The organism is Streptomyces sp. NPDC042346 (genome assembly GCF_055581845.1).
In genome coordinates, this window is sequence record NZ_JBVJEH010000009.1 from 83,947 (window position 1) to 96,366 (window position 12,420).

The window sequence follows — 12,420 nt, forward strand, 5'->3', positions numbered from 1 at the left end:
GCGACACGTAACTCGAGGCGAGAGGCCTTCGACGTGGCAGCACCGCAGAACTACCTCGCAGTCATCAAGGTCATCGGTGTCGGCGGCGGTGGTGTCAATGCCATCAACCGAATGATCGAGGTCGGCCTCAAGGGCGTCGAGTTCATCGCGATCAACACCGACGCGCAAGCGCTGTTGATGAGCGACGCCGACGTCAAGCTCGACGTCGGTCGTGAACTCACCCGGGGCCTTGGCGCCGGGGCCAACCCGGCCGTCGGTCGCAAGGCGGCAGAGGACCACCGTGAGGAGATCGAGGAGGTCCTCAAGGGGGCCGACATGGTCTTCGTCACCGCCGGCGAAGGCGGCGGCACCGGCACCGGCGGCGCACCCGTCGTCGCCAACATCGCGCGCTCGCTCGGCGCCCTGACGATCGGTGTGGTCACCCGACCCTTCACCTTCGAGGGCCGGCGCCGCGCCAACCAGGCGGAGGACGGCATCGCCGAGCTCCGCGAAGAGGTCGACACCCTCATCGTCATCCCGAACGACCGACTGCTGTCGATCTCGGACCGTCAGGTCTCCGTGCTCGATGCGTTCAAGTCGGCCGACCAGGTGCTGCTGAGCGGCGTCCAGGGCATCACCGACCTCATCACCACCCCGGGTCTGATCAACCTCGACTTCGCCGACGTCAAGTCGGTCATGTCCGAGGCCGGATCCGCCCTCATGGGCATCGGCTCCGCCCGTGGCGACGACCGCGCGGTGGCCGCCGCGGAGATGGCGATCTCCTCGCCGCTCCTGGAGGCCTCCATCGACGGCGCCCGCGGGGTGCTGCTCTCCATCTCCGGCGGCAGCGACCTCGGTCTCTTCGAGATCAACGAGGCCGCGCAGCTGGTCAGCGAGGCGGCGCACCCCGAGGCCAACATCATCTTCGGTGCGGTCATCGACGACGCCCTCGGTGACGAGGTCCGGGTCACGGTCATCGCGGCCGGCTTCGACGGCGGCCAGCCGCCGGCCCGCCGGGACAACATCATCGGCTCGGTCTCGGCCAAGCGCGAGGAGCCGGCTCCGGCGCCCCGCATCAGCGAGCCGTCCCGCCCGATGGGCGGACTCGGCACGGTGGCCCCCCGCGAGGAGCAGGTCTCCGTCCCGGTCGAGCCCGCCCCGGCCGTCAACGAGACCCCGCTGACGCCGGCCCCGCCGGTCGTCCCGCCGGCCCGTCCGTACGCGGACTCCCAGGCCGAAGAGCTGGACGTCCCGGACTTCCTGAAGTGATAGGGCAGTACTTCGACGCGAACGGCGCGCACTTCGCCTTCACCGACAGGTGGGGCGGGGTGAGCGCCGTTCCGTACGAGGAGCTCAACCTCGGCGGCGCGGTCGGGGACGACCCCGAGGCCGTCCGGACCAACCGGGCGCTGGCCGCCGGCGCCCTCGGGCTCGACCCGGCCCGCGTCGTCTGGATGAACCAGGTGCACGGCGCGGACGTGGCCGAGGTCGAGGGACCGTGGACCACCGGGGTCGTCCCCGCGGTCGACGGCCTGGTGACCGCGGCCCGCGGCCTCGCCCTCGCCGTCCTCACCGCGGACTGCGTCCCGGTCCTGCTCGCCGATCCCGTCGCCGGGATCGTCTCCGCCGCCCACGCCGGGCGGCCCGGAATGGTCGCGGGGATCGTCCCCGCAGCCGTCGAGGCCATGATCGGTCTCGGCGCCGACCCCGCCCGGATCGTCGCCCGCACCGGCCCCGCCGTCTGCGGGCGGTGCTACGAGGTGCCGGAGGCGATGCGCGCCGAGGTCGCGGAGACCGAACCCGCCGCCTGGGCCGAGACCGGCTGGGGCACTCCCGCCGTCGACGTCACCGCCGGGGTGCACGCCCAGCTCGAACGGCTCGGCGTCACGGACCGGCAGGCCAGTGCGGTCTGCACCCGGGAATCCGGTGACCACTACTCGTACCGCCGCGACCGCACCACCGGGCGACTCGCGGGATATGTCTGGTTGACCCAGGAAGAGACATGACGGACCGGAAGTCGCAACTCGCCGAGAATCTCTCCCGGGTGGAGGAGCGCATCGCCGCCGCCTGCGCCGCCGCCGGGCGCGCGCGGGAGGAGGTGACCCTCATCGTGGTCACCAAGACCTACCCCGCGAGCGATGTGCGCATGCTGCACGAACTGGGCGTGCGGCACGTCGCCGAGAACCGGGACCAGGACGCCGCCCCCAAGGCCGCCGCGTGTGCCGACCTTGATCTGACCTGGCACTTCGTGGGCCAGTTGCAGACCAACAAGGTCCGATCCGTGGTGGGTTATGCCGATGTGGTGCAATCCGTCGACCGCTTGAAGCTCGTTTCCTCTCTCTCCGCGGCCGCGGAGAAGGAGGGGCGCACGCTCGGCTGTCTGCTCCAGGTCGCGCTCGACGCCGAGTCCGGGGAGCGCGGCGCCCGTGGCGGCGTCTCTCCCGAGGGGGTCGAGGAGTTGGCGGCCGCGGTGGACGCCGCTCCCGGTCTGCGGTTCGACGGTCTGATGACCGTGGCGCCGCTCTCCGGTCCGTACGCGGGCAGACAACGCGCCGCCTTCGACCGGTTGATGGATTTGTCGACTGCCCTGCGCGCGACCCGTCCGGCTGCGAACATGGTGTCAGCAGGGATGAGTGCGGACCTTGAGGAGGCCGTCGCTGCCGGGGCGACACACGTACGCGTCGGTACGGCGGTACTCGGTGTCCGCCCGAAGCTCGGGTAACGTCGCGAAGCAAGTCGGACCACAGCAGAAAATATGGTCATTCCGCAGAACAGCGGGGTGGCCCGTGGATCGCGGGCACTCGGTGACGCTGCGACATCGGCCGGTATGGCGATCCACCACAGAGCGGAGGACTCAGAGAATGGCCGGCGCGATGCGCAAGATGGCGGTCTACCTCGGCCTCGTGGAGGACGATGGGTACGACGGCCGGGGCTTCGACCCCGACGACGACTTCGAACCCGAGCTGGAGCCGGAGCCCGAGCGCGAACGGCGCCACACGCCTCCGCGGCAGGTGGAGCGCGAGGAGCCGGTGCGCGTGGTGCAGCCTCCGGCACCCCGGGAACCGATTGCCCATTCTGTCCCGGTACTCGCCGAAAGTGGACGTCCGGCCCGAATTGCCCCCGTGGCATCCATCACACCCGAACGCCCGAGCCTGGAGAAGAACGCACCGGTGATCATGCCCAAGGTCGTGTCCGAGCGGGAGCCCTACCGCATCACCACGCTGCACCCCCGGACCTACAACGAGGCCCGTACCATCGGGGAACACTTCCGTGAGGGCACCCCGGTGATCATGAATCTCACGGAGATGGACGACACGGACGCGAAGCGACTTGTCGACTTTGCCGCCGGACTCGTCTTCGGGCTCCATGGCAGCATTGAGCGCGTGACGCAGAAGGTGTTCCTGTTGTCGCCTGCTAACGTCGATGTCACGGCGGAGGACAAGGCCCGGATCGCTGAGGGCGGATTCTTCAACCAGAGCTGAGAACAACGGAACCGGACGGACCGGTCGCGACGCGGCCGGGCAAGTGAGAGCACGTAAGCCAGGGGAGAGGGAAACGCGGGATGGGCGTCGCACTACAGGTGGTCTACATCGTGCTGATGTGCTTCCTCGTCCTCCTGATCGTCCGGCTGGTCATGGACTACGTCTTCCAGTTCGCGCGTTCATGGCAACCCGGTAAGGCGATGGTGGTCGTTCTGGAGGCCACCTACACTGTCACCGATCCACCGCTCAAGCTTCTGCGGCGACTCATCCCGCCGCTGCGTCTCGGGGGCGTGGCACTCGACCTGTCCTTCTTCGTTCTGATGATCATCGTTTACATCCTGATCTCCGTCGTGAGCAGCTTCGCGAGGTGATGGTGGAGAGAACTGTGGACGATACGGTCTTGCCGACTGCCGACGACTACGTAGAGGTGAAGAAGAGATGCCGCTGACCCCCGAGGACGTGCGGAACAAGCAGTTCACGACCGTCCGCCTTCGAGAAGGCTATGACGAGGACGAGGTCGATGCCTTCCTCGACGAGGTCGAGGCCGAGCTGACCCGCCTGCTCCGCGAGAACGAGGACCTGCGCGCCAAGCTGGCCGCCGCGACGCGTGCCGCCGCGCAGAACCAGCAGCAGCAGGGCATGCGGAAGCCCCCGGAGCCGCAGGATCGTCCCGTCGGTCCCGGCGCGCCTGTGCCCGCGGCCATATCCGGACCGCCGGTCCAGCAGCAGCCGCCGCAGATGGGCCCGCCGCAGCTGCCTTCCGGTGCCCCCGCGCTTCCCGCCGGCCCCATGCAGGGCGGCCCGATGCAGGGTGGCCCCATGGGCCCCGGCCCGATGCAGGGTGGCCCCATGCAGGGCGGCCCGATGGGTCCCGGCCCGATGCAGGGCGGCCCCATGGGTCACCCGCAGCAGCAGCAGATGCAGCAGCAGCAGATGCAGCAGCAGCCTCCGCAGGCCCCGGGTGGCGACAGTGCCGCGCGTGTCCTCTCGCTGGCCCAGCAGACCGCCGACCAGGCGATCGCCGAGGCCCGCTCCGAGGCCAACAAGATCGTCGGCGAGGCGCGCTCCCGCGCCGAGGGCCTGGAGCGGGACGCCCGCGCCAAGGCGGACGCTCTTGAGCGGGACGCCCAGGAGAAGCACCGCGTCGCGATGGGCTCCCTGGAGTCCGCTCGCGCGACGCTGGAGCGCAAGGTCGAGGACCTGCGCGGCTTCGAGCGCGAGTACCGCACGCGTCTGAAGTCGTACCTGGAGTCGCAGCTGCGTCAGCTGGAGACCCAGGCCGACGACTCGCTGGCGCCGCCGCGGACCCCGGCGACGGCCTCGCTGCCGCCGGCGCCCTCGATGGCCTCGGCCGGCGCGAGCGCCCCGTCCTACGGTGGCAACGGCGCGATGGGCGGTGCGCCGTCCATGGGTGGCGCCCCCTCCTACGGTGGCCAGCAGCAGATGTCCCCGGCGATGACCCAGCCGATGGCTCCGGTCCGGCCGCAGGCTCCCCAGCCGATGCAGCAGGCGCCGGCGCCGATGCGGGGCTTCCTGATCGACGAGGACGACAACTGACGGCGGGCGGTCGCGCGATGAGCGCGTAGCCGTCGGCAGGCTGCAAGGGCCGGGATCCGGGTAACACCGGGTCCCGGCCCTTCGCCGTACCCGGACCCCACCGGGACCCGCCCGGACCCGGCCCCCCCGGGGCGGGAGCGAGGGCCAGGGCCAGGGGGTGGTGCGGGTGGTCGCCGGTGGTGCGGGTGGGTGGTCGGGGGGCGCCTGCGGCGGGCCTTCCCCCACCCCGCCCCTTCCCGAAACCGGGGCTCCGCCCCGGACCCCGGGGAGGCCCCGGGGGCAGCGGCAGCTTCGCGCCGCCCCGGGCTCCCAGCGCCGCGGCGGCTTCGCGCCACCGCCCCGCGCTCCCGGCACTGTGGCAGCTTCGCGCCGCCGCCCCGCGCTCCCGGCACTGTGGCGGCTTCGCGCCGCAAGCCCCTGGCCTCAGCACCGCCGCGGCTTCGCCCCGCCGGCCCCCACCAGCCCCCGGCAGCCCGCGGCGGAGCCGCCAAGGGACGCTGCCGGGAAGGGGCGGGGTGGGGGAACGCGAAAGGCCCGGCACCCCCACCGGGGTGCCGGGCCTTTCCGCGGGGCTTACGCCTTGCGGAGGCGGAACGTCAGGGCGAGGGAGTCGTCCGTGAACGGGGTGCCGTAGGTGTCGTCCGCTTCGCCTTCGGCGTGGTCCGTCGCGAGGACCTCGTCCGAGATGAGCGCGGCGTGGGCCGTGAGGGCCTCCGTCGTCTCCGGGGACGTGGACGTCCAGCGCAGGGCGATCCGGTCCGCGACGTCCAGGCCGCTGTTCTTGCGGGCCTCCTGGATCAGGCGGATCGCGTCGCGGGCCAGGCCCGCCTTGCGGAGCTCCGGGGTGATCTCCAGGTCGAGGGCGACCGTGGCGCCGGAGTCGGAGGCGACCGACCAGCCCTCCCGCGGGGTCTCCGTGATGATGACCTCGTCGGGAGTGACCGTGATCTCCTCGCCGTTCACCGAGAGCGTCGCCTCGCCGGAGCGGAGGGCCAGGGAGAGGGCCGCCGCGTCGGCCGCGGCCACCGCCTTCGCCACGTCCTGGACGCCCTTGCCGAAGCGCTTGCCCAGGGCGCGGAAGTTCGCCTTGGCGGTGGTGTCGACGAGCGAGCCGCCGACCTCCGAGAGGGAGGCGAGGGAGGAGACGTTCAGCTCCTCCGTGATCTGGGCCTGGAGGGCGGGGGAGAGGGCGGCGAAGCCCGTCGCCGCCACCAGCGCGCGCGAGAGCGGCTGGCGGGTCTTCACGCCCGACTCGGCGCGCGTCGCCCGGCCCAGCTCCACCAGGCGGCGGACCAGGAGCATCTGCTCGGAGAGGGTCTTGTCGATCTGCGCGGTGTCCGCCTCCGGCCAGCCGGCGAGGTGGACCGACTCCGGGGCGTCCGGGGTCACCGGGACCACGAGGTCCTGCCAGACCCGCTCCGTGATGAACGGGGTCAGCGGGGCCATCAGGCGCGTGACCGTCTCGATCACGTCGTGGAGGGTGCGGAGCGCGGCGGCGTCGCCCTGCCAGAACCGGCGGCGCGAGCGGCGCACGTACCAGTTGGAGAGGTCGTCGACGAAGGACGAGATCAGCTTGCCGGTGCGCTGGGTGTCGTACGACTCCATCGCCTCGGTGACCTCGGCGACGAGCGTGTTCAGCTCGGACAGGAGCCAGCGGTCCAGGACCGTGCGGTCGGCCGGGGCCGGGTCCGCGGCGCTCGGCGCCCAGCCGGACGTCCGGGCGTACAGCGCCTGGAAGGCGACCGTGTTCCAGTAGGTGAGGAGGGTCTTGCGGACGACCTCCTGGATCGTGCCGTGGCCCACGCGGCGGGCCGCCCACGGCGAGCCGCCGGCCGCCATGAACCAGCGGACCGCGTCGGCGCCGTGCTGGTCCATCAGCGGGATCGGCTGGAGGATGTTCCCCAGGTGCTTGGACATCTTCCGGCCGTCCTCGGCGAGGATGTGGCCCAGGCAGACCACGTTCTCGTACGACGACTTGTCGAAGACCAGGGTGCCGACGGCCATCAGCGTGTAGAACCAGCCCCGCGTCTGGTCGATGGCCTCGGAGATGAACTGCGCCGGGTAGCGGGACTCGAAGAGTTCCTTGTTCTCGTACGGGTAGCCGTACTGCGCGAACGGCATCGAGCCCGAGTCGTACCAGGCGTCGATGACCTCCGGCACGCGGGTCGACGTCTTCCCGCAGCCCTCGGTCGGGCAGGAGAACGTGACCGCGTCGATGTACGGGCGGTGCGGGTCGAGCTCCGACTGGTCGGTGCCCGTCAGCTCGGTGAGCTCGGCGCGGGAGCCGACGCAGGTGAGGTGGTCGTCCTCGCAGCGCCAGATCGGCAGCGGCGTGCCCCAGTAACGGTTCCGGGACAGCGCCCAGTCGACGTTGTTGGTCAGCCAGTCGCCGAAGCGGCCGTGCTTGACCGAGTCCGGGAACCAGTTGGTCTTCTCGTTCTCTTCGAGCATGCGGTCCTTGACCGCGGTCGTACGGATGTACCAGGACGGCTGCGCGTAGTAGAGCAGGGCCGTGTGGCAGCGCCAGCAGTGCGGGTAGCTGTGCTCGTACGGGATGTGGCGGAAGAGCAGGCCGCGCGCGTCCAGATCGGCGGTGAGCGCCTCGTCGGCCTTCTTGAAGAAGACGCCGCCGACCAGCGGGACGTCCTCCTCGAAGGTGCCGTCGGGGCGGACCGGGTTCACGACCGGCAGGCCGTAGGCCTTGCAGACCTTGAGGTCGTCCTCACCGAAGGCGGGGGACTGGTGGACCAGACCCGTACCGTCCTCGGTCGTCACGTAGTCGGCGTTGACGACGTAGTGCGCCGGGGCGTCGAAGGCGACCAGCTCGAAGGGGCGCTGGTAGGTCCAGCGCTCCATCTCGGCGCCCGTGAAGGACTCGCCGGTGGTCACCCAGCCCTCGCCGAGCGCCTTGTCGAGCAGCGGCTCGGCGACGACGACCCGCTCGTCGCCGTCGGTCGCGACGACGTACGTGACCTCGGGGTGCGCGGCGACCGCCGTGTTGGACACCAGGGTCCACGGGGTCGTCGTCCAGACGAGGAGCGCCGCCTTGCCCGCCAGCGGGCCGGAGGTCAGCGGGAAGCGGACGTAGACGGACGGGTCGACGACCGTCTCGTAGCCCTGCGCCAGCTCGTGGTCGGAGAGGCCGGTGCCGCAGCGCGGGCACCAGGGGGCGACCCGGTGGTCCTGGACCAGCAGGTCCTTCTCGAAGATCTGCTTCAGCGACCACCAGACCGACTCGATGTACGCGGGGTCCATGGTCCGGTACGCGTCGTCGAGGTCGACCCAGTAGCCCATGCGGGTCGTCAGCTCGGCGAAGGCGTCGGTGTGCCGGGTCACGGACTCGCGGCACTTGGCGTTGAACTCGGCGATGCCGTACGCCTCGATGTCCTTCTTGCCGGAGAAGCCGAGCTCCTTCTCGACGGCGAGCTCGACCGGCAGGCCGTGGCAGTCCCAGCCGGCCTTGCGGGCCACGTGGTAGCCGCGCATGGTCCGGAAGCGGGGGAAGACGTCCTTGAAGACGCGGGCCTCGATGTGGTGCGCGCCGGGCATGCCGTTCGCGGTGGGCGGGCCCTCGTAGAACACCCACTCGGGGCGTCCCTCGGACTGCTCAAGGGTCTTCGCGAAGACCTTGCTGTCACGCCAGAAACCGAGCACGTCGTGCTCCAGCGCGGGCAGGTCGACCTGGGCGGGTACCTGGCGGTACTGCGGCGGTGTCATCGAGTTCCTCCGGCGGACTGTCGTCATTCCGTCGGAGGGACGAGAGCGCTGCTCCCGCGGTACCACCCTCCTTGGCCCCGGGCACGTACGCCCTGAGCCCCCTCATTGGGGTCGCGACGCCGGGTCTAGTCACCGCGCTCTCGTGCGGCTTTCTTCCGACGGCTCCGGGGTGATGCTTCACATCGGGCGGGCCCCCGGGCTCTCACCGTCCCCGGGTCGCTCATGGCTGCGTACGACGCTACTCGTCCCCATCCAAGCCTTTCGCTCCGCCCAGTGTACGGGGCGGAGCGGGGGGTGGCCGACCCGATTTCCGGAGCCCCGGAGGGCCACCCGAATGGCCATACGAAGCGGGGTGGAGTTCCGTTGCGGCCATGTGGGGGAGAGGCGGGGCGGATAACCCGGTGGGGAGCTGGGCACAACGGAGGCAGGCCCGCCCCGTGGGGAGCGGGGGCGGGTGGGAACGGCGGCGTGCCCCGTTGCCGCGGGCCCTGGGCCGATTTATCGTCCCAGCACGATTCGCGAGCAAGATCACAAAATGTGAAGGGGCCGCGACATGGTGGCGAAGAAGACCGCCGCGAAGAAGTCCTCGACCGCCGATTCCACCGGTGCGGCGGCCCTGGACGGCAAGGACGTGGCCGGGAAGAAGTCGGCGGTCGCGAAGAAGCCGGCGGTCGCGAAGAAGGCGGTCGGCAAGGAGGCGGTCGGCGGGAAGACGGTCGCCAGGAAGACGGTTGCCAAGAAGGCCGCGGCGAAGAAGGCGGGTACGGCGGCCCCTGCCCGCAAGACAGCCGGCACGGCTGCCGATACCGCCGATACCGCCGAGGTCGCGGAGACCCCAGACGGGACCCCCGCCGCGCACGCCCCGGCCAAGAAGGCCGCGGCGAAGAAGACGGCCGCCAGGAAGGCGACCGCCGCGAAGAAGCAGACAGGAGCCAGGACGGTGGCAGCGAAGAAGACCGCGGGTGGCGTGACGACAGCGGAGGACGAGGCCGCGGTGCCCCCGGCCCGTACCGGCGAGCTCGCGGTGCGCCCCGGCGAGGACCCGTGGACGCCGGAGGAGGTCGACGAGGCCCGCAGCTCGCTCCAGGCGGAGGTCCTGCGGCTGCGCAGTGAGCTCGTCCACTCGCAGGAGGAGCTCACCGGCCTCATGCGGGACTCGGGCGACGGCGCGGGCGACGACCAGGCCGACACCGGCACCAAGAACATCACCCGCGAGCACGAGCTCGCCCTCGCCGCCAACGCCCGGGAGATGCTGGAGCAGACCGAGCACGCCCTGGAGCGGCTCGACGCGGGCACGTACGGCCTCTGCGAGGTGTGCGGCAAGCCGATCGGCAAGGCGCGGATGCAGGCCTTCCCCCGGGCCACGCTCTGCGTCGAGGACAAGCAGCGACAGGAGCGGCGCGGCTGACGGTCTCGTACGCCTGTGCCGTACCCTCGGGGCACGGTCAGGCATCGAGGTCGAGGGACTCACTCACGTGGCAGAGGCGGAGCGCATCATCGGTACGCCGGATTCAGCAGGGGCCGAGGAGTCGGCCGCCTCCGACGACGGCACGGCCGCTCCCGAGGAGCGGCCCAAGGGCAGGCGCAGGATCATCGCGCTGCTCGTGGTGGCCGTGCTGGCCTACCTGCTCGACCTGGGCAGCAAGATGCTGGTGGTCGCCAAGCTGGAGGGCCGCGAGGCGATCCCGCTGATCGGCGATCTGCTGCGCCTCGACGCCATCCGGAACCCGGGCGCCGCCTTCGGCATGGGCGAGGCCTTCACGATCGTCTTCACCTGCATCGCGGCGGCCGTGATCGTCGTGATCTTCCGGCTGGCGCGGAAGCTCTACAGCCTGCCCTGGGCCATCGCCCTCGGTCTGCTGCTGGGCGGTGCGCTCGGCAACCTCACGGACCGGATCTTCCGCTCGCCCGGCGTCTTCGAGGGCGCGGTCGTGGACTTCATCGCCCCCGCGCACTTCGCCGTCTTCAACCTCGCCGACTCGGCGATCGTCTGCGGCGGCATCCTCATCGTGTTCCTGTCGTTCCGGGGCATCGACCCCGACGGCACCGTCCACAAGGACTGAGCGGGGGCGGGGCGAGGACGGGGCGAGGGCCCGGCGGGACCGGGCGGGGAGTGGGCAAGGGCCCCGCGGGAACCGGGCCGGGGCGGATCACCTCCCGCGCAAGGCATACTCGACGGGTGAGTACGAGTCCCGAGATCCGCACGCTGCCCGTTCCCGATGGCCTGGAGGGCGAGCGCGTCGACGCCGCCATCGCCCGTATGTTCGGGTTCTCCCGTACGAAGGCGGCCGAGCTGGCCGCCGCAGGGAAGGTCCAGGTCGACGGCTCCGTCGTCGGCAAGTCCGAGCGGGTGAGCGGCGGCGCGTGGCTCGAGGTCGAGATGCCCGGGGCGCCCGCGCCCGTGCAGATCGTCGCCGAGCCCGTCGAGGGCATGGAGATCATCCATGACGACGACGACATCGTCGTGATCATGAAGCCGGTCGGCGTCGCCGCGCACCCCAGCCCCGGCTGGACCGGCACCACCGTCATCGGCGGCCTCGCCGCCGCCGGGTACCGCATCTCCACCTCCGGCGCCGCCGAGCGCCAGGGCATCGTGCACCGCCTCGACGTCGGCACCTCCGGTCTGATGGTGGTCGCCAAGTCCGAGTACGCGTACACCTCGCTCAAGCGCCAGTTCAAGGAGCGCGTGGTCGACAAGCGCTACAACGCGCTCGTCCAGGGCCACCCCGACCCGATGAGCGGCACCATCGACGCGCCGATCGGCCGGCACCCGAACCACGACTACAAGTGGGCGATCACCGCCGAGGGCAAGCCCTCCGTCACGCACTACGACCTCATCGAGGCGTACCGGTCGGCCTCGCTGCTCGACATCAAGCTGGAGACGGGCCGCACCCACCAGATCCGCGTGCACATGTCCGCCCACCGCCACCCCTGCGTCGGCGACCTCACCTACGGCGCCGACCCGACGCTCGCCAAGCGCCTCGGCCTGACGCGGCAGTGGCTGCACGCCGTCCGCCTCGGCTTCGAGCACCCGGGCGACGGCTCGTGGGTCGAGTTCGCCAGCACCTACCCCGAGGACCTCCAGAAGGCCCTTGACCGGATCGCGTCGGAGAGCCAGTGACCGCCGAGTACACCGTCCGCGAGGCGATCGGCCCCGACGACCGGGAGGCCTGCTTCGCGGTGCGCCGCGAGGTCTTCGTCGAGGAGCAGGGCGTCCCGCAGGAGCTGGAGTACGACCCGTACGACACGACCGCCGTCCACGTCCTCGCCGTGCGCGCGGACGGGCTGCCGCTGGGCACCGGACGGCTCCTGCACGGGGCGGACGCCCTCGACAGGACCGGTGGCGACGCCTCGGTGGGCTCGCTCGGCCGGCTCGCGGTCGGCAAGGCGGCCCGTGGCCTCGGCATCGGCGCGGCGGTCGTGCGGGCCATCGAGGACGCGGCGCGCGAGCGCGGTCTCGCCGCCGTCGACCTCCACGCGCAGACCCACGCGCTGGGCTTCTACGAGCGGCTCGGCTACGAGGCGTACGGGCCGGAGTTCGCGGACGCCGGCATGCCGCACCGGGCCATGCGAAGGGCCCTGTAGGCGGACCCCCGGCGGAGTCCCCGGCAGGGGACCGGCCGGGCATATTTCCTGTCTGCCGCCCTGAGGGGGGCATCGCGGTCAAAGCGGACGTTCGTGGCAG

General features: G+C 71.4%; 11 protein-coding genes. 10 read left to right on the plus strand and 1 reads right to left on the minus strand.

Annotated features, from left to right (window positions below):
* Window positions 1-33 precede the first annotated feature (33 nt).
* The 6 genes from ftsZ (at window position 34) to ACZ6K0_RS30300 (ending at window position 5,018) form a co-directional block, all read left to right on the plus strand.
* Window positions 34-1,248 carry a cell division protein FtsZ gene (ftsZ, locus tag ACZ6K0_RS30275; protein WP_376395378.1) on the plus strand — a complete coding sequence of 405 codons (1,215 nt, stop codon included), beginning with the start codon at window positions 34-36 and terminating at the stop codon, window positions 1,246-1,248.
* Window positions 1,245-1,985: a peptidoglycan editing factor PgeF gene (gene pgeF / locus ACZ6K0_RS30280; RefSeq protein WP_469228312.1), complete on the plus strand. Its 741-nt coding sequence runs from the start codon at window positions 1,245-1,247 to the stop codon at window positions 1,983-1,985. Before ftsZ ends, pgeF begins: the two co-directional genes overlap by 4 nt.
* Complete coding sequence (locus tag ACZ6K0_RS30285; protein ID WP_469228309.1) at window positions 1,982-2,701, plus strand: YggS family pyridoxal phosphate-dependent enzyme; 720 nt, start codon at window positions 1,982-1,984, stop codon at window positions 2,699-2,701. Before pgeF ends, ACZ6K0_RS30285 begins: the two co-directional genes overlap by 4 nt.
* 139 nt (window positions 2,702-2,840) lie before the next feature.
* Window positions 2,841-3,461: a cell division protein SepF gene (locus ACZ6K0_RS30290; RefSeq protein WP_024757241.1), complete on the plus strand. Its 621-nt coding sequence runs from the start codon at window positions 2,841-2,843 to the stop codon at window positions 3,459-3,461.
* Window positions 3,462-3,541: 80 nt separating this feature from the next.
* Window positions 3,542-3,832 (plus strand): YggT family protein, encoded by a 291-nt coding sequence (locus tag ACZ6K0_RS30295; protein WP_190102598.1) that lies wholly within the window; start codon window positions 3,542-3,544, stop codon window positions 3,830-3,832.
* 67 nt (window positions 3,833-3,899) lie between these two features.
* Window positions 3,900-5,018 carry a DivIVA domain-containing protein gene (locus ACZ6K0_RS30300; protein WP_469228307.1) on the plus strand — a complete coding sequence of 373 codons (1,119 nt, stop codon included), beginning with the start codon at window positions 3,900-3,902 and terminating at the stop codon, window positions 5,016-5,018.
* A 573-nt stretch (window positions 5,019-5,591) separates the two neighbouring features.
* Here ACZ6K0_RS30300 and ileS read toward each other — a convergent pair.
* The gene (ileS, locus tag ACZ6K0_RS30305; protein ID WP_376395367.1) at window positions 5,592-8,735 is read right to left on the minus strand and encodes an isoleucine--tRNA ligase; all 3,144 of its coding nucleotides are present in this window, start codon (window positions 8,733-8,735) and stop codon (window positions 5,592-5,594) included.
* Between the two features lie 553 nt (window positions 8,736-9,288).
* Here ileS and ACZ6K0_RS30310 point away from each other — a divergent pair.
* The 4 genes from ACZ6K0_RS30310 (at window position 9,289) to ACZ6K0_RS30325 (ending at window position 12,320) form a co-directional block, all read left to right on the plus strand.
* Window positions 9,289-10,143 carry a TraR/DksA family transcriptional regulator gene (locus tag ACZ6K0_RS30310; RefSeq protein WP_469228305.1) on the plus strand — a complete coding sequence of 285 codons (855 nt, stop codon included), beginning with the start codon at window positions 9,289-9,291 and terminating at the stop codon, window positions 10,141-10,143.
* Between the two features lie 67 nt (window positions 10,144-10,210).
* Window positions 10,211-10,798 (plus strand): signal peptidase II, encoded by a 588-nt coding sequence (gene lspA / locus ACZ6K0_RS30315; RefSeq protein ID WP_376395360.1) that lies wholly within the window; start codon window positions 10,211-10,213, stop codon window positions 10,796-10,798.
* Window positions 10,799-10,914: 116 nt separating this feature from the next.
* Window positions 10,915-11,856, plus strand: coding sequence for an RluA family pseudouridine synthase (locus ACZ6K0_RS30320; RefSeq protein ID WP_329624007.1), 942 nt, complete (start codon window positions 10,915-10,917; stop codon window positions 11,854-11,856).
* The gene (locus ACZ6K0_RS30325; RefSeq protein ID WP_376395356.1) at window positions 11,853-12,320 is read left to right on the plus strand and encodes a GNAT family N-acetyltransferase; all 468 of its coding nucleotides are present in this window, start codon (window positions 11,853-11,855) and stop codon (window positions 12,318-12,320) included. The genes ACZ6K0_RS30320 and ACZ6K0_RS30325 overlap by 4 nt, the downstream gene beginning before the upstream one ends.
* The last annotated feature ends 100 nt before the right edge of the window (window positions 12,321-12,420 follow it).

What these genes read in the sequence shown, in the direction of transcription:
- ACZ6K0_RS30300 (WP_469228307.1), top strand. Translation starts at nt 3,900, where the DNA reads ATGCCGCTGACCCCCGAGGACGTGCGGAACAAGCAGTTCACGACCGTC.
- ACZ6K0_RS30310 (WP_469228305.1), top strand. Translation starts at nt 9,289, where the DNA reads ATGGTGGCGAAGAAGACCGCCGCGAAGAAGTCCTCGACCGCCGATTCC.
- ileS (WP_376395367.1), bottom strand. Translation starts at nt 8,735, where the DNA reads ATGACACCGCCGCAGTACCGCCAGGTACCCGCCCAGGTCGACCTGCCC.
- ACZ6K0_RS30290 (WP_024757241.1), top strand. Translation starts at nt 2,841, where the DNA reads ATGGCCGGCGCGATGCGCAAGATGGCGGTCTACCTCGGCCTCGTGGAG.
- ACZ6K0_RS30295 (WP_190102598.1), top strand. Translation starts at nt 3,542, where the DNA reads ATGGGCGTCGCACTACAGGTGGTCTACATCGTGCTGATGTGCTTCCTC.
- ACZ6K0_RS30285 (WP_469228309.1), top strand. Translation starts at nt 1,982, where the DNA reads ATGACGGACCGGAAGTCGCAACTCGCCGAGAATCTCTCCCGGGTGGAG.